Raw genomic sequence first — 19,312 nt, 5'->3', positions numbered from 1 at the left:
TCGACCTTGCCGGACAGTTCGACCTTGCCGGACAGTTCGACCATGCCGGTCAGCCCGAGCAGACGACCCGGCCCGGACGGTCCCGGCGATCCGGCCACCCGGGCCGGCCGCACGGCCTGCTGAGCCGGCTCTTCGGCAGAGGCATCTGAAGCCTGGACCAGGCCGCCCAGTGCCCGGACGCGCACCTGGCCCGCGGTGACCGGGCCCACGCCTACACCGCGCGGAACAGCCCCTCCTGGACGACCGACACGAGCAGGCGTCCCTCCTGGTCGTAGATGCGCCCGCGGGCCAGACCTCGGCCGCCGGTCGCGATCGGTGACTCCTGGTCGTACAGGAACCACTCGTCCGCACGGAACGGCCGGTGGAACCACATGGCGTGGTCCAGCGAGGCCATGTCGAAGCCCCGCGGCCCCCACAGCGGCTCGATCGGGAGACGCACGGCGTCGAGCAGGGTCATGTCACTGGCGTAGGTCAGTGCGCAGGTGTGCACGAGCGGGTCGTCGCCGAGCGGTCCCACCGCGCGCATCCACACCGCGCTGCGCGGCTCGGCCTCCTTCACCTCCTCGGCGGTCCAGCGCAGCCGGTCCACGTAACGGATGTCGAAGGGCTGGCGGCGCGCCATGCGCTCCAACTGCTCGGGCAGCGCGCCCAGATGCTCCTGTATCTCCTCGGCGATCGTCGGCAGGGACTCCGGGGAGGGGACCTCCCGGGCGGGCGGCAGCTGGTGCTCGAAACTCCCCTGTTCAGGCTTGTGGAAGGAGGCGGTCAGAGTGAAGATCGTGCGACCCTCCTGCACCGCGACCACCCGGCGGGTCGTGAAGGACCTCCCGTCCCGCACCCGCTCGACCTGGTACACGATCGGCACCCCCGGCCGGCCCGGACGCAGGAAGTACGCGTGCAGCGAGTGCACCGGACGCTCGCCGTCCGTGGTGCGGCCGGCGGCGACCAGGGCCTGGCCCGCCACCTGGCCGCCGAAGACCCGCTGCAGTGACTCGTGCGGGCTGCGGCCGCGGAAGATGTTGACCTCGATCTGCTCCAGGTCGAGCAGGTCGACGAGCCTTTCGGCCGGGTTGGTCATGGGTGGGATTCTCCTGTGTTCGGAACGGATCGACGCCTGCTCACGGCCCGCTGTCATGTGCTCACGGTCGGCCGGCACCCGCTCACAGCTGCCCGACGTCGGTCACACGGACCACCGCACGGCCCTCGGCGTCGGACGCGGCGAGGTCGACCTCCGCGTTGATGCCCCAGTCGTGGTCCCCGCTGGGGTCGTCGAAGATCTGCCGTACGCGCCACAGGCCGTTCTGCGGCTCCTCCTTGATCACCAGCAGCTTGGGGCCGCGGGCGTCGGGGCCGGTACCCAGGTCGTCGTACTCCTCCCAGTACCTGTCCATCGCCTCGCCCCACGCATCGGCGTCCCACCCGGCCTCGGCGTCCATCTCGCCCAGTTCCTCGACCTGGTCGAGGGCGGCGAGCTCCACCCGGCGGAACATGGCGTTGCGGACCAGGACGCGGAAGGCGCGCGCGTTGGCGGTGACCGGCTTGACCTGGTCGGCCTTCTCCTGGGCCTCCTCGGCGGTCACCTCCTCCGGGTTCGCCAGTTGCTCCCACTCGTCCAGCAGGCTGGAGTCGACCTGGCGGACCATCTCGCCCAGCCAGGCGATCAGGTCCTGCAGGTCCTCGGACTTCAGGTCGTCCGGGACGGTGTGCTCCAGCGTCTTGTAGGCGCCGGCGAGGTAGCGCAGCACGATGCCCTCGGTGCGGGCCAGCTCGTAGAAGGACACCAACTCCGTGAACGACAGCGCCCGTTCGTACATGTCACGGATCACGGACTTCGGCGACAGCGGATGGTCGCCGACCCAGGGGTGGCTCTTGCGGTACGTGTTGTACGCGTGGAAGAGCAACTCCTCCAGCGGCTTGGGGTACGTGACGTCCTGCAGGCGCTCCATGCGCTCCTCGTACTCGACGCCGTCCGCCTTCATCGCGGCCACGGCCTCACCGCGCGCCTTGTTCTGCTGAGCGCCGAGGATCTGCCGCGGGTCGTCCAGCGTGGACTCCACGACCGAGACCATGTCCAGCGCGTACGACGGCGAATCGGGATCCAGCAGTTCGAAAGCTGCCAGTGCGAAGGTGGACAGCGGCTGGTTGAGCGCGAAGTCCTGCTGCAGATCGACCGTCAGGCGGACGATCCGGCCCTCGGCGTCCGGCTGGTCGAGCTTCTCGACGATGCCGCCGTCCAGCAGCGAGCGGTAGATGGCGATCGCCCGCCGAATGTGCCGCAACTGCTGCTTGCGTGGCTCGTGATTGTCCTCCAGCAGGCTCCGCATCGCCTTGAAGGCGTTGCCGGGGCGGGCGATCACCGACAGCAGCATCGTGTGCGTCACCCGGAAACGGGAGGTCAGCGGCTCCGGCTCGGAGGCGATGAGCTTGTCGAACGTGGTGTCCGTCCAGCCGACGAAGCCCTCCGGCGCCTTCTTGCGGACGACCTTGCGGCGCTTCTTCGGGTCGTCGCCCGCCTTCGCGAGCGCCTTCTCGTTCTCGATGACGTGCTCGGGAGCCTGGGCGACGACGAAGCCCTCCGTGTCGAAGCCCGCCCGCCCGGCGCGGCCGGCGATCTGGTGGAACTCCCGGGCGCGCAGGGTGCGCACGCGGCTGCCGTCGTACTTCGTCAGGGCCGTGAACAGGACGGTGCGGATCGGGACGTTGACGCCCACACCGAGCGTGTCCGTGCCGCAGATCACCTTCAGCAGGCCGGCCTGCGCGAGCTTCTCCACCAGGCGGCGGTACTTGGGCAGCATGCCGGCATGGTGGACCCCGATGCCGTGCCGGACGTAGCGGGAGAGATTGCGGCCGAACTTGGTGGTGAAGCGGAAGTTGCCGATCAACTCGGCGATCTGCTCCTTCTCCTCGCGCGAGCACATGTTGATGCTCATCAGCGCCTGCGCCCGCTCCACGGCCTGCGCCTGTGTGAAGTGCACGATGTACACCGGCGCCTGCCGAGCCTGGAGCAGGTCCGTGAGCGTCTCGGTGAGCGGGGTGCGGCGGTACTCGTAGGACAGCGGCACCGGGCGCGTCGCCGAGCGGACCACCGTGGTGGGGCGGCCGGTACGGCGGGTGAGGTCCTTCTCGAAGAACGACACGTCGCCGAGCGTCGCCGACATCAGGACGAACTGCGCCTGCGGCAGTTCCAGCAGCGGGATCTGCCAGGCCCAGCCGCGGTCGGACTCGGCGTAGAAATGGAACTCGTCCATGACGACCTGGCCGACGTCGGCGTCCTTGCCGTCGCGCAGCGCGATCGACGCCAGGACCTCGGCGGTGCAGCAGATGACGGGGGCGTCGGCGTTCACGGAGGCGTCGCCGGTGAGCATGCCGACGTTCTCGGTGCCGAACAGCTTGCACAGCTCGAAGAACTTCTCCGACACCAGCGCCTTGATCGGAGCGGTGTAGAAGGTGACCTCGTCCCGGGCCAGGGCGGCGAAGTGGGCACCGGCGGCGATCATGCTCTTGCCCGAGCCGGTGGGCGTCGACACGATCACGTTCGCACCGGAGACCACCTCGATCAGCGCCTCCTCCTGGTGGGGGTAGAGCGTGAGACCCCGCTCCTGGGCCCACGACTCGAAGGCTTCGTAGAGGGCGTCGGGGTCGGCGGTCTGCGGCAGCTGATCGATGAGGGTCACGCACCCATCTTGCCTGGCCGCCCGGCGGAGGCGGGAATCGGCTGCCGGACCGAAGATCACGACCGCTACGCTGTGTCGCCGACGCGGCAACAGCGCACCGGGCCAACTGGACAGCGGCACACGAGGAATGGGGCGGGGAACGGCCATGATGGGACCAGCACACTCACTGTCGGGCGCAGCGGCCTGGCTCGGCGTAGGAGCCGCGGCCGCCGCGGCCGGGCACCCGATGCCCTGGCCGGTCCTGCTGTGCGGCGCGCTGATCTGCGCGGGCGCGGCGCTCGCCCCGGATCTCGACCACAAGGCCGCGACCATCTCGCGCGCCTTCGGACCGCTCTCGCACTGGCTCTGCGAGATCGTCGACAAGCTGTCCTACGCCGTCTACAAGGCGACGCGCAAGCAGGGCGACCCGCGCCGCTCCGGCGGCCACCGGACGCTGACCCACACCTGGCTGTGGGCGGTGCTGATCGGGGCGGGCGCCTCGGTCGCGGCGATCACCGGAGGCCGCTGGGCGGTGCTGGCGATCCTCTTCACGCACATGGTGCTGGCCATCGAGGGCCTGCTGTGGCGCGCGGCCCGCGGTTCGAGCAGCGACATCCTGGTGTGGCTGCTGGCCGCGACCAGCGCCTGGATCCTCGCCGGGATCCTGGACAAGCCGGGCAACGGCTCCGACTGGCTGTTCACCGCTCCCGGCCAGGAGTACCTGTGGCTCGGCCTGCCGATCGTGCTGGGCGCGCTGGTGCACGACATCGGGGACGCGCTGACCGTCTCGGGCTGCCCGATCCTGTGGCCGATACCGGTCGGTCGCAAGCGCTGGTACCCGATCGGTCCCCCGAAGGTGATGCGGTTCCGGGCGGGCAGCTGGGTCGAGCTCAAGGTGCTGATGCCGGTGTTCATGGTTCTGGGCGGAGTGGGCTGCGCGGGCGCGCTGAACTTCATCTGAGGCGCCACCCGCTCACCCCGGCGAGGCGGCCGCCCACTGCGACTCACGCTGCGCGGCGGTGCCACCCGTGGTCGTGGCCTCGGGGGCCGCTGCCCGTCGCCGGCCCGCCCGAGGACGCCCGCTCAGGTCGGCGGGCTTCCGGCGGGACCCTGCTCCGTGCCGCCGTAGCGCCGGGCGAACCGGGCGATGCGGCCCTCGGAGTCCACCGTGCGGGCCTTGCCCGTGTAGAACGGGTGGCTCTCCGAGGAGATCTCCACATCCACCACCGGGTAGGTCTCCCCGTCGTCCCAGTCGATGGTCTGGTCGCTGCTCGCGGTGGACCGGGTGAGAAACGCGTAACCGGCGGCTCGGTCGCGGAAGACGACCGGGTGGTAGTCGGGGTGCTTGTCCTGCTGCATGGATGCTCCTCCTGCGGCGGGGACGGGGGACGATGCCGAGGCGACGGCGTGCGGCCGGTGCGATCAGCCGGACAGGGTGTCCTCGTCGACGACGTGCATCGCGGCCTCCTCGGCGGAGGCCGCCGCGCCGTCGATACCCACATCCATGGCGACCAGTGCCGCCTCCTCGTCCTCGTGCGCACCTTCGTCCGGTGCGACGAGCCGGCCGGAGCGGGCCGCGCCGACCTCGTTGTCCAGGAGTTCCCCGTCGGTGCCGTCGCAGTCGCCGATGTCGTCGCCGTCCGGCGCGGCCAGATCAGGCTGCTCCTCGGCGAGCCGCTGGTCCAGGGTCTCGCCCTGATGGCGCTCCGCCGCGGTCACACCGGTGTGCTCCACCGCCCATGGCCGCTCCGGAGGGGACCAGCCACGGTCCAGGGGGTCGTCGACACCGTCGTACTCCAGCGTGTCCTCCGAGTCGAGCACTCCCGTGTCTTCCTTGACCTCGGTGTCCTCGTCGGGCTGGTAGACGTCGTCTCCCCATCCCTCGGCGCTGTCCACGGATACCTCCAGGTGGTGGGGACGGGCCCGTTCTCACCGCGGCCGACGGCCGGCCGCCGGTGCGCGGGGCACGGCTGTCACCCGGCACGAACCGGACGGTTCCCGGGCGCTCCCCGAGCCGCTGCCGCTTTCCAGACTTCCACCCCTGTTCGGCACCGCGCAACGGCACGGCCGCCCGACCCTGGGCACCGCCCCGCACGCCCGGCCCATCGCCACGGCCGAAGCCGCGGACGCCGGCCGGTGCGTTCGGGCGAGGGGCCGGCGGGGCGGCCTCCACCCCGCCGCTGCCCACCTCGTTCCGGCGCGTACCGCCGCCACCCGCGTGCGTCGGGCCTTCGTTTCGCTCAGCCGTGCCAGGACCGCCACAGCGCCGCGTACGCGCCGTCCGCCGCCACCAGCTCGTCATGGCTGCCCAGCTCGCTGATGCGGCCGCTCTCGACGACGGCGATCACGTCGGCGTCGTGGGCCGTGTGCAGCCGGTGGGCGATGGCGACGACAGTGCGGCCGTCGAGGACCCTGGCCAGGGACCGCTCCAGGTGCCGGGCCGCACGCGGGTCCAGAAGCGAGGTCGCCTCGTCCAGGACCAGTGTGTGCGGGTCGGCCAGGACCAGGCGGGCCAGCGCGATCTGCTGCGCTTGGGCCGGTGTCAGCGCGAGGCCGCCGGAGCCCACCTCCGTGTCCAGGCCGTCGGCAAGGGCACGGGCCCAGCCGTCGGCGTCGACCGCGCCCAGCGCCGCCCACAGCTCCGCGTCGACGGCGTTCGAGCGGGCGAGCAGGAGGTTGTCGCGCAGGGAGCCCACGAAGACGTGGTGCTCCTGGTTGACGAGGGCGACGTGGGAGCGCACGGCCTCGGCGGGCATCCGGGACAGTTCGGCGCCGCCGAGGGTGATCCGGCCGTCGCGGGGCGTGTAGATACCGGCGAGCAGCCGGCCCAGGGTGGACTTGCCGGCGCCCGAGGGGCCGACCAGGGCCAGTCGGGTGCCCGGCGCCACCCGCAGGGACACCTCGCGCAGCACGTCGACACCCTCCCGGTAACCGAAGTGCACCCGGTCCGCGTGGACGTCCCGTCCGTCGGGAGCGAGCGAGGCGTTCCCGGCGTCCGGTTCGATGTCGCGGACACCGACCAGCCGGGCCAGCGACACCTGCGCCACCTGCAGCTCGTCGTACCAGCGCAGGATCAGCCCGACCGGGTCGACGAGCATCTGCGCGATCAGGGCGCCCGTGGTCAGCTCGCCCACCCCGACCCAGCCCTGCAGCACGAACACGCCGCCGACCATCAGCACCGAGCCGAGGACGGTCACGTGGGTGATGTCGACGACCGGGAACAGCACCGACCGCAGCCACAGCGTGTAGCGTTCCCACGCCGTCCATTCCTTGATCCGGCGCTCCGACAGGCGGATCCGCCGGTCGCCGAGCCGGTGCGCCTCCACGGTGCGCCCGGCGTCGACCGTCTCGGCGAGCGCGGCGGCCACGGCGGCGTAGCCCGCGGCCTCCGACCTATACGCGGAGGGCGCCCGCCGGAAGTACCAGCGGCAGCCGACCACCAGCAGCGGCAGCGCGAGCAGCACGGCAGCGGCGAGTGGGGGAGCCGTGACCACCAGGCCGCCCAGCAGCAGCGCCACCCAGACCACCCCGATCGCCAGCTGCGGAACGGCCTCGCGCATGGCGTTGGCGAGCCGGTCGACGTCCGTGGTGATACGGGACAGCAGGTCGCCGGTGCCCGCCCGCTCCAGCACGCCAGGCGGCAGCCCGACCGCCCGGACGAGGAAGTCCTCGCGCAGATCGGCCAGCATCCGCTCACCGAGCACCGCGCCGCGCAACCGGACCTCGCGGACGAACACGGCCTGGATGAGCAGGGCGAGCACGAACAGCGTGGCGGTGAGCCCCAGGTGGAGTTCCCGCGCACTGTCGGAGACCCGCTCGACCAGGTCGCCCAGCAGCCAGGGCCCCGCCATGGAGGCGAGTACGGCGACGGTGTTGACGGTGACGAGGAGCAGGAAGGCGCGGCGGTGCCGGCGCAGCAACTCGGTCACATAGGCGCGCACGGTGGCGGGGGCTCCGACGGGCAGGGTGGTCGCCGTCGTCGGGGCCGCCGGGTCGTACGCCGGCGGGGCCACGCCGATCATGCGGTCTCCTCGATCTCTTCCAGCGCGCCCCGCAGGGCGGCCTCGTCGTCCAGCGGGTCCTGTGTCGAGGCCCGCGAGGCGGACTTGTCCGCCAGTGGGCCCTGCGGGTCGCCCCGCAGCGTTCCGTCGCCGTTCAGCACCTCGTGCACGGCGCGCTCCTCGTCCGTCTCACGGGTCACCACCGAGCGGTACCGGGAGTCGGTGCCCACCAGGTCGCGGTGCACACCGGCGGCCGCGACCGTGCCTTCGTGGACGAGCACCACCCGGTCGGCGCGGTCCAGCAGCAGGGGGGAGGAGGTGAAGACCACGGTGGTGCGTCCGCTCCGCAGGGCTCGCAGTCCCTCTGCGATCCGCGCCTCGGTGTGGGAGTCGACGGCCGAGGTGGGCTCGTCCAGTACGAGAACCTCCCGGTCGGTGATCAGGGACCGGGCCAGAGCGAGCCGCTGGCGCTGGCCGCCGGACAGCGACCGGCCGCGCTCGGTGATCCGGACGTCCATCGGATCGTCGGCGGCCGGCGACGCCTGCGCCAGCGCCTCCAGGACGTCCGCGCACTGGGCCGCCGCCAGTGCCGCCTCGGCGGTGACGCCCCCGGAGGCAGGGACGTCGAGCAGGTCGCGCAGCGAACCGGAGAGCAGCACCGGGTCCTTGTCCTGGACCAGTACGGCGGTGCGCGCCGCGTCGAGCGGCAGTTCGTCCAGCGGTACGCCGCCCAGCAGCACGGATGCTCCCGGCCTGGGTTCGGCGGGGTGGCCGCCCAGCCGTTCCGCGAGGCGTCCCGCCGCGTCCGGATCCCCGCACACCACGGCGGTCAGCAGTCCGGCGGACACCCGCAGCCCGGTCACCGGGTCGTACAGATCACCGGACAGGTCGAAGGTGTCCAGGTCGACGGAGAGCGCATATGCGTCGAGGTCACCGGGGAGGGCGTGCGCGGCGGAGTCGGTGACCGCCGGTGCGGCCGTGTCCCGCCGCTCGTTCCGCGACTCGCGTCCGGTCGACCGGGCCGCCGCCGACCCCGCGGCCTGCTCCTCGGCCGGTTCCGGGGTCCGCCCCGCGGCCGTCGGCTCCGCGGTCCGCTCCAGCGACAGCACGCCCGCGGCCCGTTTGGCCGACGGACGTGAGAAGGAGTACGCCATGGCGATCTCCTCGAAGTGCCGAAGTGGATAGGTGAGGACCATCACGGAGCTGTAGACGGTGACGAGTTCGCCCACGGTGATCCGGCCCGCGCGGGCCAGGTGCACGCCGTACCAGACGACCGCGATCAGCAGCAGGCCCGGCAGCAGGACCTGGATGGCGGAGATCAGGGACCACATGCGGGCACTGCGCACGGCCGCGTGCCGTACCTCCTGGGAGGCGCGGCGGTAGCGGTCGAGGAACAGCTCCTCGCCGCCGATGCCGCGCAGCACCCGCAGGCCCGCGACGGTGTCGGAGGCCAGTTCGGTGGCGCGCCCGGCCTTCTCGCGTTGCACGTCGGCGCGTCGGGTCGCCCGGGGCAGCAGCGGCAGCACCGAGAGAGCCAGCGCGGGCAGACCCACGGCGACGACCACGCCGAGCGCCGGCTGGTAGACGAGCAGGGCGACACAGACGAGCACGATGGTGGCCGCCGCCGCGGTGAACCGGGACATCGCCTCCACGAACCAGCCGATCTTCTCGACGTCACCGGTGGAGACGGCCACCACCTCGCCGGCCGCCACCCGCCGCGTCAGGGCAGAGCCCAACTGGGCGGCCTTACGGGCCAGCAGTTGCTGCACGCGCGCGGCCGCCGTGATCCAGTTGGTGACGGCGGCCCGGTGCAGGAAGGTGTCGCCGAGCGCGTTGCCGATGCAGGCCAGCACCAGCAGTCCGCCGGCCAGGGCGAGCCGTGTACCGGAGCGGTCGACGACCGCCTGGACGGCGAGGCCGACACAGAACGGCAGCGCGGAGACCGAGGCGAAGTGCAGCAGCCCCCAGGCAAGTGCTCTCAACTGCCCGCCGAGCTGGTTCCGCCCCAGCCACCACAGGAATCGGGGACCCGAGCGTGCGTCGGGCACACCCGGGTCAGGATACGGAAGGTCTTGAATCTGCATGACGTCCCAGTAGCTCGTGTCAGGGGCGGAAGGGGCCGCGGAGGGCGGCGACAAGTCGTGACAGCGTTGCTGCGCGGAGTCGCGAGACGCAAGCGGTTTTCCGCGCGGGGGAACCGCATTGGCCGCTTCGGGCGTACCTCGAGTGCCCGTGCGCCCCGTGCGTCCGCTGTGTTTCCGGGGCCGACCGACATGCTCCGCACATCCCAATGGGACGCGGATAAGGCTGTTTGGACCAATCACAAGTAGATCGTCCGTATCGTGATGGCCACCATGGGTTCATGCGAAGCGGTGGTGCAAGGCGTGCGATGGTCGCGGCTGCGGCCTGCGGTTTTTTTCTGACGACCCTGGCCGCGTGCGGTGGTGAGCGGACCGAGGACCGCCACCGGGACGTGCCGAGACCCGGAGGTCCCTCGGGGACCGCACGGTCCGGCCCGGCCGTGCGGTCGGCCCCGGCTCGTGTGCCGGGCATCGGCGAACGGATGTGGCAGCAGGTGCCCGTGGGTACCCGTCAAGTAGTCGCGGTGTACGGGGAGCAGGAGGACTCGCCGGACTCCACGCTCGTGCTCTACGAGAAGCGCGGGACCACTTGGCAGCGGATCCGCAGCTGGCCGGCGCACAACGGCAAGCGGGGCTGGACGACGAACCATCGCGAAGACGACAGACGCAGCCCGGTGGGCGTGTACACGCTCTCCGACGCGGGCGGCATCCGCGACGACCCGGGCACCCTTCTGCCGTACACCCAGGACGAGGATGCCTTCCAGACCCCGTACTACTGGGACGAGGCGCACTGGCACGACTTCGACTACGTCATCGCCATCGACTACAACCGTGTGCCGGGCACCCGCCCCGACGACCCGACCCGCCCCATGGGTCAGTCGAAGGGTGGCGGCATCTGGCTGCATCTGGACCACGGGGACGGCACGTTGGGCTGCGTCAGTGTTCCGGAGTCCGCGATGAGGTATCTGCTGCGCAGGCTCGACCCGCAGGACAGGCCCGTGGTGGTGATGGGCGACAGGGCCAACCTGGAGGCGTAGCCCGTCGGACGAGCCAGGCCCAACGCGCCGGGGGCGTCGGCCAGTTCACGGGAGGCTTCACCGGCCTGTCCCACCGTCCATCGGCCGACCCCGCGCTGGGCCGCTGATTCGGCGGACGGATGGACAGGCGGACCGGTGGTTCCGTGGGCCCCTGGTTCGGCGGTTCCGTGGGCCCGCCGATGGGTCGAGCCGGATACCGGCCCCGTGCTCTGGCCCAGCGGCCGGCCTGCCTCAGCAGCGGCCTCGCCCCCGTGCCGGTGCCGCGCCCACCAGCGTGTCCAGCAACCCGCCGAGCGCCTCGCGCTGTTCGCCCGTCAGCGGCGCCAGGATCTCCGCCGCGGCGGCCCGGCGCGCGCTGTGCAGCTCCCGCAGGGCGGTGCGCCCGTCATCGGTCAGTTCGATGCGGATCACCCGTCGGTTGACCGGGTCGGGAACCCGGCGCACCTTGCCGCTCGACTCCAGCCCGTCCACGAGCGTGGTCACCGCGCGAGGCACCACCTCCAGGGACTCGGCGAGGTCCGCCATGCGCGGCGGCTCGCCGAAGTGCGCAAGAGTGCGCAGCAGTCTGGACTGGGCCGGTGTGATGCCCAGGGCGTGCTGCTCCAGGTGGTGTTTCTGGATGCGGTGCACCCGTCGGGTGAGCCGCAGCAGCTGCTCGGCGAGGAGGCCGTCGGGATCCGGGGTGGTCATGCGGGAACAATATCAGGATGACGTTCATTGTGAGCATAGGTAACAATGAGCTAGGATCCGTCAGTCGTCGCCGCCGCAAGCCAGGGCAGGCGCCCGCCCACCCCCGTAGGAGCTCATGCATCCCGACCACCACCCCTCCTGGACCCCGCCCGCCGACGCCGGGGAGCAGCCCCGGCAGGTCCGCCGCATCCTGCGGCTGTTCCGCCCCTACCGGGCCAGGCTCGCCATCGTCGGCCTGCTGGTCGGCGCCTCCTCGCTGGTCTCCGTCGCCACGCCGTTCCTGCTGAAGGAGACCCTCGACGTCGCGATCCCGCAGGGCCGCACCGGACTGCTGAGCCTGCTCGCCGCGGGCATGATCCTCAGTGCCGTCCTCACCAGCGTCTTCGGGGTCCTGCAGACCCTGATCTCCACGACCGTCGGCCAGCGCGTCATGCATGATCTGCGCACCGCCGTCTACGGCCGGCTGCAGCGCATGTCGCTCGCCTTCTTCACCCGCACCCGCACCGGCGAGGTGCAGTCCCGCATCGCCAACGACATCGGCGGTATGCAGGCCACCGTCACCTCCACCGCCACCTCGCTGGTCTCCAACGTCACCAGCGTGGTCGCCACGATCGTCGCGATGGTGGCCCTCGACTGGCGGCTGACGATCGTCTCGCTGCTCCTGCTCCCGGTGTTCGTCTGGATCAGCCGCCGGGTCGGCAACGAGCGCAAGAGGATCACCACCCAGCGTCAGAAGCAGATGGCCGCGATGGCCGCGACGGTCACCGAGTCGCTCTCGGTCAGCGGCATCCTGCTCGGCCGCACGATGGGCCGCTCCGACTCGCTCTCCGCGTCCTTCGCCGAGGAGTCCGAACGCCTGGTCGGCCTCGAGGTGAGGTCGAACATGGCCGGGCGCTGGCGCATGGCCGTCATCACCATCGTCATGGCCGCCATGCCGGCCGTCATCTACTGGACCGCTGGCATGGCCCTCCAGCTCGGCGGCCCGAAGGTCTCCATCGGCACCATCGTCGCCTTCGTCTCGCTTCAGCAGGGGCTGTTCCGGCCGACCGTGAGCCTGCTGGCGACCGGCGTCCAGATCCAGACCTCGCTGGCGCTCTTCCAGCGCATCTTCGAGTACCTGGACCTGCCGATCGACATCACCGAGCGCGAGCAGCCGGTCCGCCTCGACCGCGTCAAGGGCGAGGTCCGCTTCGAGGACGTCGCCTTCCACTACGACGACAAGGGCGGCCCCATCCTCGACGGCATCGACGTCACGGTCCCGGCGGGCAGCAGCCTCGCGATCGTCGGCCCCACCGGCGCGGGCAAGTCCACGCTCGGCTACCTGGTGCCCCGGCTGTACGACGTGACCGGCGGCCGCGTCACCCTGGACGGCGTCGACGTGCGCGACCTCGACTTCGACACGCTCGCCCGTGCCGTCGGAGTGGTCTCGCAGGAGACGTACCTCTTCCACGCCTCGGTGGCCGAGAACCTGCGGTTCGCCAAGCCGGACGCCACCGACGACGAACTCCGGGCGGCGGCGAAGGCGGCCCAGATCCACGACCACATCGCCGCCCTGCCCGACGGCTACGACACCGTCGTCGGCGAGCGCGGCCACCGCTTCTCCGGCGGCGAGAAGCAGCGCCTGGCGATCGCCCGCACCATCCTGCGCGACCCGCCCGTCCTCATCCTCGACGAGGCCACCAGCGCCCTGGACACCCGCACGGAGGCCGCCGTGCAGGAGGCCATCGACGCCCTGTCCGCCAACCGGACGACCCTCACCATCGCGCATCGCCTGTCCACTGTCCGGGATGCCGACCAGATCGTGGTCCTGGACTCCGGCCGGGTGGCGGAACGCGGCACCCACCAGGAGCTGCTGGAACACGACGGGCGCTATGCGGCACTGGTCCGCCGGGACGCCCGACTGGAGCCGACGAGCCGGGACCCCCAATTTGAAACGACAAGCTGAAGATATGCCAGGTTTATGACCCTCTGGGGGTTACCGTGCCCGCATGGAGACGAACACTCCGTCACGGAAGACCATCAGAGTGCCGCGCCGGGGCCGGCTGGTCCTCGCCGTGGCCGGGGCCGTCCTGACGGCCGCCGCCGTGGCCGTGCCGCTGCTGATCCTGGATGGAGCCGGGTCCCGCTCGCGCACTCTGGTGATCCCGGAGGGCTGGCGCGCCGGCCAGGTGTACGCCGCCGTCGACAAGGTCCTCGCCCTGCCGGCCGGCAGTACGAGGCAGTCGGTCGCCAAGGCCGGGCTGAAGCTGCCGGACACCGCCGGGGGCAACCCGGAGGGCTACCTCTTCCCGGCGACCTACCCGGTCGGTGACGGGGCGACCCCGATGTCGCTGCTGTCCGCCATGGTCGACACCGCGAACAAGAGGTTCGGCCGGGTGCCGATCGCCGCGGGTGCCCAGCGCAACCCCATGAGCCTCTACCGGACGGTCACCATCGCGAGCATCGTCCAGGCCGAGGCGGCCACGAGGTCCGACATGGGGAAGGTGGCGCGCGTGGTCTTCAACCGGCTCGAACGCGGAATGCCGCTGCAGATGGACTCCACCCTCAACTACGGCCTCGACCGCTTCACTCTCCGTACGACCATCGACGACACCCGGCTGGACAACCCCTACAACTCCTACCGGCGCATGGGGCTGCCGCCGACTCCCATCGACAACCCCGGCGAGGACGCGATGCACGCCACGCTCAACCCGACCCCGGGCGACTGGCTGTACTTCGTCACCGTGGGGCCGGGGGACACGCGCTTCTCCTCCGACTACGCCCAGCACCAGCGCAACGTGGCCGAGTTCAACGCCCGGCAGCGAAGCCTGGCACAGCACAGGAGCCACAGCGGCCGGCCGACGCCGTGACACGGGTCGCAGCCGACAGCCGACGCCGTGACAGGAGCCGCAGCAGACAGCCGGCGCAGTGACACCGGCCGCAGGCGAACGGCCCCGCGAAGCGAAGGTCCTGCGTCAGGCAGCGGCGGCCGGGTCCTCGGCCGCCAGCAGGCGCCGGATGTCCGTCACGGCCGCGCGCCCGGCCCGGTTGGCGCCGATGGTGCTCGCCGAGGGACCGTAGCCGACCAGGTGAACCCGGGGGTCGGCGACCGCCCGGGTCCCCTCGACGCGGATGCCGCCCCCCGGCTCGCGCAGCCCGAGCGGTGTCAGGTGACCGAGCGCGGCCCTGAACCCGGTCGCCCAGAGGATGACGTCGGCCGTGACGCGCTGCCCGTCGCTCCACTCCACACCGTCCCGCGTGATCCGGTCGAACATCGGCCGGCGGTCCAGCACCCCGTCCTCCAGGCCCTGCCTGATGGCGTCGTTCAGGGGCAGTCCGGTGACGGAGACGACACTCCGGGGCGGCAGCCCCTGCCGCACCCTTTCCTCGACGAGCGCCACCGCGGCACGGCCCACGTTCTCGTCGAACGGCCCCTCACGGAAGACGGGCGGGCGCCGGGTCACCCAGGTGGTGGCGGCCGCGTACGGCGCGAGTTCCAGCAGGTGCTGGGTGCCGGACGCGCCCCCGCCGACCACGATCACCCGCTGCCCGGCGAACTCCTCGGGCCCCGCGTACTGAGCGGTGTGCAGTTGCCGCCCGCGAAAGGTCTCCTGCCCCGGATAGCGCGGCCAGAACGGACGGTCCCAGGTGCCGGTCGCGTTGATCAGGGCTCGCGTCGACCACGCACCGTCCGAGGTCTCCAGGAGCAGTCGTCCCGCATCGCCCTCCCGTACGGCTCGTACGTCCACCGGCCGCCGCACCCGCAGGTCGAAGGCGCGCTCGTAAGCGGCGAAGTACTCGCTGATGACGTCGGACGACGGCCGCGCGGAATCGGCGGCCGTAAGCTCCATCCCCGGCAGCGAGTTCATGCCGTGCACCTTGCCGTACGTCAACGACGGCCACCGGAACTGCCAGGCACCGCCAGGACCGGGGGAGTGGTCGAGCACCACGAAGTCACGGTCCGGCTCGAACCCGGTGCGCCGCAGGTGGTACGCGCCCGACAGTCCTGCCTGACCGGCCCCGATGACGACCACTTCGACCTCGCGTGTGCTGTCCACGTCAGCAACAAACCGCGCCGGGAGCGGGGTTCTTCCCGGGGATCGAGGAGGATGGGATGCATGTCACGTGCCTTCACCACCCGAGTGCTGAACGTCGCCTCCGGCTCGCGGGAGACGGTCGTCGACCTCACCCGCGACTGCGAGACCTTCCTGCGGGAGACCTCCGACGGCCGTGACGGCCTGCTGAACCTCTTCGTGCCGCACGCGACCGCCGGCATCGCGATCATCGAGACCGGTGCCGGCAGCGACGAGGACCTCCTCGCCGCCCTGCACACCCTCCTGCCCGCGGACGACCGCTGGCAGCACCGCCACGGCAGCCCAGGCCACGGCCGCGACCACGTCCTGCCCGCCATCGTCCCGCCCCACGCGACCATCCCGGTCCTCGGCGGCCGTATGGAACTGGGCACCTGGCAGTCGGTGTGCCTGGTGGACACGAACCGCGACAACACGAACCGTCAGGTGCGGTTGTCGTTCCTTGGCGGCGCCGGCGGCATCTGATTGCGGGGCCGATGCCGGGCCGCAGCATCCCGGTCGGCCCTGCTTCGCTTCACATCGACCACTACGAGGCCGCCCCGAGGGGTCCAGCCCGAGGCCACGGACAGCCTCGGGGCGGAACGAGTGCCCAGGGCGGACGGCAACGTCACCGTCATGTGCCCGGGCGGGGCCGTCCCGTGCTGGGCCGGAACTCAGCACTGAGCCGGCGGCGCCCTCCGCTCCGACCATGACGAAAGCGCGGCGCACCGCGTCCTCGACCACACCCCGCACGGCGGGGCCGGAGTCAAGACGTTCGACACAAAGTTTCCACTTGGCCCGGTGATGCTGGTTCCGCGGCAGGACACGGCGGCTCCTCCCGACCTGAGAAGCCGCCGGCGCACGGTCCGTTCGGGAACGGACGGCGTGCCCACGGAGAGCCGCTCCAGGTTTCACCACCCAAGATCGCGACCCCGTTCCGGCAGGGAGAACCCGTGGCCACCGTCACCCATCAGACCGCCCCCACCCAGTTCGTCGAGGCGGAAGGCGTCCGTTACGCCTATCGTCGGCTCGGTTCCGGCGGTGAGGTGCCGCTCGTCATGCTGCAGCACTTCACCGGCAATCTCGACAACTGGGACCCCGGGCTTGTCGACGCGCTGGCCGCCGAGCGCGAGGTCATTCTGGTGGACTACCCGGGAGTGGCCTCCTCCACCGGCACCCCGGCCACCACGGTCGCCGAGATGGCCCGGCAGATGATCACGTTCACCGCCGCGCTGGAGCTGGAGCGGATCGATCTGCTCGGCTTCTCCATCGGCGGCTTCGCCGCGCAGGACATGGCGCTGATCAGGCCGCGCCTGATCCGCCGGCTGATCCTCGCCGGCACCGGCCCGAAGGGCGCGCCCGGGATGCACGGCTGGCGCAAGGACATCGAGACGCACGCCCGCGCCACGGTGCCCACCGCCGAGGACCTGCTGTACATCTTCTTCGCCCACACCGACACCAGCCGTGCCAAGGGGCAGCAGTTCCTCGGCCGGTTCTCCGCCCGCGGCGAGAACCGCGACGTCCCCAGCAGCCTCGCCGCGCGCGACGCCCAGTACGACGCCGTGCTGGAGTGGGGCATCCCGGACCACTCCGCGCTGCAACGCCTCACCGGCATCCAGTGCCCCACGCTCATCGTCCAGGGCGACAACGACCTGATGATCCCGACCAAGGCCAGCTACCTGATGGCCGGTCTGATCCCCGACGCCCGGGTCCGCATCTACCCGGACGCCGCCCACGCGTCCCTGTTCCAGTACCCGGCCGAAGTGGCCAAGGACGTCAACGAGTTCCTCAGCTAGCCCACGTACCTGACAGGGAGTCAACCATGTCCGACCTGCTCACCACCATCTTCGACGCCTACGGCGGCCGCTCGCACTGGGAGGAGGCCCGTCGGATCAGCGCCCGCCAGTTCTTCGGCGGAGCCCTGTGGGGCATGAAGGGCCACCCGGGTGCCCTGAACGACGTCGACGTCACCGTCGACCTGCACCGCGAGTACGTGTCCCAGAAGCCGTTCTTCCACCCCGACCATCACACGTCGTTCTCCGCCGACCGGGTGGCGGTGGAGGACTCCGACGGCAAGGTGATCGAGGAACTGACCGATCCTCGTGCCTCCTTCGCGGGACATGACCTGATGACCCCGTGGAGCAGGCTCCAGCTGGCCTACTTCTCCGGCAGCGCCATGTGGACGTATCTTGCCGAGCCGCTGTCGCTGACGTATCCGGGCGTGCGGACGGAAGAGATCGATCCGTGGACCGAGGACGGGGAGAAGTTCCGGCGTCTGCACATCGTCTTTCCCGACAGCATCGCCACCCTCAGCACCGAGCAGACCGTCTACGTCGACTCCGACGGCCTGATCCGGCGGCGGGACTACAGCGTCGAGATCGCCGGAAACACGCCCGCGGCCCATTACGTCTCGGGCCACCAGGAAGTGTCGGGGCTGGTCGTCCCCACCACGCGGATGATCTACAGCCGGGACGAGAACGGCCACAGGATCCCCGACCCGCTGGTCGTCTCGGTTCGACTGGAGAACGTCGAGGTGTCCTGACCCGCCGACGGCCGGCCTCCCGCGTTCGGACCCACAGACACCGCGCGGTCGGCGCGGCGCCGGGGGAGCGCTGCGCCGACCGCGGCGGGCAGGAGGTGCCGGGCATCGGGGACCGGCCGCCCTCGACGGCCTTCCGGGCCGTGATCCCACCCATGTGACCGGGCACTTCCCATCGCCCGATCCATCCGATCGAAAGGGCCATTGAACATGTCCAGCGCCACGATGCGTGCCGTCGCCTACCGGGCGAACCTGCCGGTGACCGACGACGAGTGCCTGCTCGACGTCAAGCTGCCGTTGCCCGAGCCAGGGCCGCGTGACCTTCTGGTGCGGGTCGAGGCGGTAGCCGTCAACCCGGTCGACTACAAGATCCGGCAGCACGAGAATCCCGGCGGCGAGAACCGCGTGCTGGGATGGGACGCCGCGGGCACCGTCGTCGCGGTCGGCCCGCAGGTGGAGAGGTTCGAGCCGGGCGACGAGGTGTTCTACGCCGGTGCCGTCAACCGGCCGGGCGCCAACTCCGAGTACCACGTGGTCGACGAGCGGATCGTCGCCCTGAAGCCGACCACGCTGACCTTCACCGAGGCCGCGGCGCTGCCCCTGACCTCCCTCACCGCCTGGGAGGGCCTCTTCGAGCGGCTCGGACTGCACCACGACCTGCTGGACGAGACCGGTTCCCTGCTGGTGACCGCGGCCGCCGGCGGTGTGGGGGCGATGGTCAGCCAGTTGGCGAACGCCCTTACCGGCCTGACGGTGATCGGTACGGCGTCCCGGCCGGAGACGGAGGACTTCGCACGGCGCATGGGCGCACACCACGTCGTGAACCACCACCGGCCCCTGAAGCCGCAGTTGGCCGAGGTGGCTCCGCACGGCATCGACCATGTCTTCAGCACCGCGGGTACCGACCGCAACCTGCCGACCTACGCCGAAGCGCTCAACCCGTTCGGGAACGTGGTGGCCATCGACGACTTCGAGGCCCTTCCCATCGGCGTGCTGAAGCCGAAGAGCATCAGCTTCCACTGGGAGTTCATGTTCACCCGTTCGCTCTACGGGACCGAGGACCTGGACCGTCAGCACAAGATCCTCACGCAGGTGGCCCGCCTCGTGAACGCCGGGACCTTGGTCAGTACCGCGACGAGGGACCTGGGCCCGGTCAACGCGGCGAACCTGCGCGAGGCGCACCGCATCCTGGAATCGGGCACGGCCATCGGGAAGATCACTCTGACCGGCTTCTGACCGGCGGCCACAGCCCCGCCCCACCC

17 protein-coding genes are annotated in these 19,312 nt (G+C 71.2%); 8 read left to right on the top strand and 9 right to left on the bottom strand.

The window, feature by feature from the left end:
• The 3 genes from BZY54_RS16405 to BZY54_RS16395 all read right to left on the bottom strand — a co-directional run.
• Window positions 1-209, bottom strand: a 209-nt coding sequence (locus BZY54_RS16405; RefSeq protein WP_143668064.1) for a hypothetical protein, incomplete at its 3' end; no start/stop codon positions are given.
• Window positions 210-211: 2 nt separating this feature from the next.
• Window positions 212-1,078 (bottom strand): acyl-CoA thioesterase, encoded by an 867-nt coding sequence (locus tag BZY54_RS16400; RefSeq protein WP_086725942.1) that lies wholly within the window; start codon window positions 1,076-1,078, stop codon window positions 212-214.
• Between the two features lie 82 nt (window positions 1,079-1,160).
• Window positions 1,161-3,674, bottom strand: a complete 2,514-nt coding sequence (locus BZY54_RS16395; protein ID WP_167414004.1) for a DEAD/DEAH box helicase — start codon at window positions 3,672-3,674, stop codon at window positions 1,161-1,163.
• A 145-nt stretch (window positions 3,675-3,819) separates the two neighbouring features.
• Here BZY54_RS16395 and BZY54_RS16390 point away from each other — a divergent pair, with 145 nt between their 5' ends.
• Window positions 3,820-4,614 carry a metal-dependent hydrolase gene (locus BZY54_RS16390; RefSeq protein WP_086725941.1) on the top strand — a complete coding sequence of 265 codons (795 nt, stop codon included), beginning with the start codon at window positions 3,820-3,822 and terminating at the stop codon, window positions 4,612-4,614.
• Window positions 4,615-4,736: 122 nt separating this feature from the next.
• Here the strand turns inward: BZY54_RS16390 and BZY54_RS16385 are convergent, their stop codons facing one another.
• The 4 genes from BZY54_RS16385 to BZY54_RS16370 form a co-directional block, all read right to left on the bottom strand.
• A complete protein-coding gene (locus BZY54_RS16385) occupies window positions 4,737-5,012 on the bottom strand; it encodes a type B 50S ribosomal protein L31 (RefSeq protein ID WP_086725940.1) in 276 nt (91 codons plus the stop codon).
• 63 nt (window positions 5,013-5,075) lie between these two features.
• A complete protein-coding gene (locus BZY54_RS16380; RefSeq protein ID WP_086725939.1) occupies window positions 5,076-5,549 on the bottom strand; it encodes a DUF5709 domain-containing protein in 474 nt (157 codons plus the stop codon).
• A gap of 344 nt (window positions 5,550-5,893) precedes the next feature.
• A complete protein-coding gene (locus tag BZY54_RS16375) occupies window positions 5,894-7,675 on the bottom strand; it encodes an ABC transporter ATP-binding protein (RefSeq protein WP_086725938.1) in 1,782 nt (593 codons plus the stop codon).
• Complete coding sequence (locus tag BZY54_RS16370; RefSeq protein WP_086725937.1) at window positions 7,672-9,738, bottom strand: ABC transporter transmembrane domain-containing protein; 2,067 nt, start codon at window positions 9,736-9,738, stop codon at window positions 7,672-7,674. The genes BZY54_RS16375 and BZY54_RS16370 overlap by 4 nt, the downstream gene beginning before the upstream one ends.
• A 497-nt stretch (window positions 9,739-10,235) precedes the next feature.
• Between BZY54_RS16370 and BZY54_RS16365 the strand changes: the two genes are divergently transcribed.
• Complete coding sequence (locus BZY54_RS16365; RefSeq protein WP_341868691.1) at window positions 10,236-10,772, top strand: L,D-transpeptidase family protein; 537 nt, start codon at window positions 10,236-10,238, stop codon at window positions 10,770-10,772.
• A 231-nt stretch (window positions 10,773-11,003) separates the two neighbouring features.
• On the opposite strand, the gene BZY54_RS16360 is transcribed toward BZY54_RS16365, so the two are convergent.
• Window positions 11,004-11,462, bottom strand: a complete 459-nt coding sequence (locus tag BZY54_RS16360; protein ID WP_086725935.1) for a MarR family winged helix-turn-helix transcriptional regulator — start codon at window positions 11,460-11,462, stop codon at window positions 11,004-11,006.
• 115 nt (window positions 11,463-11,577) lie between these two features.
• Between BZY54_RS16360 and BZY54_RS16355 the strand changes: the two genes are divergently transcribed.
• Window positions 11,578-13,407, top strand: a complete 1,830-nt coding sequence (locus BZY54_RS16355) for an ABC transporter ATP-binding protein (RefSeq protein ID WP_086725934.1) — start codon at window positions 11,578-11,580, stop codon at window positions 13,405-13,407.
• A gap of 43 nt (window positions 13,408-13,450) precedes the next feature.
• The gene (mltG, locus tag BZY54_RS16350; RefSeq protein ID WP_086725933.1) at window positions 13,451-14,311 is read left to right on the top strand and encodes an endolytic transglycosylase MltG; all 861 of its coding nucleotides are present in this window, start codon (window positions 13,451-13,453) and stop codon (window positions 14,309-14,311) included.
• Window positions 14,312-14,416: 105 nt separating this feature from the next.
• Here the strand turns inward: mltG and BZY54_RS16345 are convergent, their stop codons facing one another.
• Window positions 14,417-15,499: an NAD(P)-binding domain-containing protein gene (locus BZY54_RS16345; protein ID WP_086725932.1), complete on the bottom strand. Its 1,083-nt coding sequence runs from the start codon at window positions 15,497-15,499 to the stop codon at window positions 14,417-14,419.
• 60 nt (window positions 15,500-15,559) lie between these two features.
• Between BZY54_RS16345 and BZY54_RS16340 the strand changes: the two genes are divergently transcribed.
• The 4 genes from BZY54_RS16340 (at window position 15,560) to BZY54_RS16325 (ending at window position 19,286) form a co-directional block, all read left to right on the top strand.
• Complete coding sequence (locus BZY54_RS16340) at window positions 15,560-15,997, top strand: secondary thiamine-phosphate synthase enzyme YjbQ (protein WP_086725931.1); 438 nt, start codon at window positions 15,560-15,562, stop codon at window positions 15,995-15,997.
• Between the two features lie 467 nt (window positions 15,998-16,464).
• Window positions 16,465-17,307, top strand: coding sequence for an alpha/beta fold hydrolase (locus BZY54_RS16335; protein ID WP_086725930.1), 843 nt, complete (start codon window positions 16,465-16,467; stop codon window positions 17,305-17,307).
• A gap of 26 nt (window positions 17,308-17,333) precedes the next feature.
• The gene (locus BZY54_RS16330) at window positions 17,334-18,053 is read left to right on the top strand and encodes a hypothetical protein (protein ID WP_086725929.1); all 720 of its coding nucleotides are present in this window, start codon (window positions 17,334-17,336) and stop codon (window positions 18,051-18,053) included.
• Window positions 18,054-18,260: 207 nt separating this feature from the next.
• Window positions 18,261-19,286: a zinc-binding alcohol dehydrogenase family protein gene (locus BZY54_RS16325; RefSeq protein WP_086725928.1), complete on the top strand. Its 1,026-nt coding sequence runs from the start codon at window positions 18,261-18,263 to the stop codon at window positions 19,284-19,286.
• Window positions 19,287-19,312 lie beyond the last annotated feature (26 nt).

The sequence above is a fragment of the Streptomyces carpinensis genome (genome assembly GCF_002154505.1).
Classification (GTDB): domain Bacteria; phylum Actinomycetota; class Actinomycetes; order Streptomycetales; family Streptomycetaceae; genus Streptomyces; species Streptomyces carpinensis.
Note: the sequence above shows the minus strand (reverse complement) of the source record. Positions and strands in the feature narration are given on the sequence as shown.

Bases quoted from the DNA above. Each gene is read 5' to 3' on its own strand.
- BZY54_RS16375 (WP_086725938.1), bottom strand. From the start codon at position 7,675: ATGATCGGCGTGGCCCCGCCGGCGTACGACCCGGCGGCCCCGACGACG.
- BZY54_RS16360 (WP_086725935.1), bottom strand. From the start codon at position 11,462: ATGACCACCCCGGATCCCGACGGCCTCCTCGCCGAGCAGCTGCTGCGG.
- BZY54_RS16340 (WP_086725931.1), top strand. From the start codon at position 15,560: ATGTCACGTGCCTTCACCACCCGAGTGCTGAACGTCGCCTCCGGCTCG.
- BZY54_RS16355 (WP_086725934.1), top strand. From the start codon at position 11,578: ATGCATCCCGACCACCACCCCTCCTGGACCCCGCCCGCCGACGCCGGG.
- BZY54_RS16390 (WP_086725941.1), top strand. From the start codon at position 3,820: ATGATGGGACCAGCACACTCACTGTCGGGCGCAGCGGCCTGGCTCGGC.
- BZY54_RS16385 (WP_086725940.1), bottom strand. From the start codon at position 5,012: ATGCAGCAGGACAAGCACCCCGACTACCACCCGGTCGTCTTCCGCGAC.
- BZY54_RS16330 (WP_086725929.1), top strand. From the start codon at position 17,334: ATGTCCGACCTGCTCACCACCATCTTCGACGCCTACGGCGGCCGCTCG.
- BZY54_RS16400 (WP_086725942.1), bottom strand. From the start codon at position 1,078: ATGACCAACCCGGCCGAAAGGCTCGTCGACCTGCTCGACCTGGAGCAG.
- mltG (WP_086725933.1), top strand. From the start codon at position 13,451: ATGGAGACGAACACTCCGTCACGGAAGACCATCAGAGTGCCGCGCCGG.
- BZY54_RS16325 (WP_086725928.1), top strand. From the start codon at position 18,261: ATGTCCAGCGCCACGATGCGTGCCGTCGCCTACCGGGCGAACCTGCCG.
- BZY54_RS16370 (WP_086725937.1), bottom strand. From the start codon at position 9,738: ATGCAGATTCAAGACCTTCCGTATCCTGACCCGGGTGTGCCCGACGCA.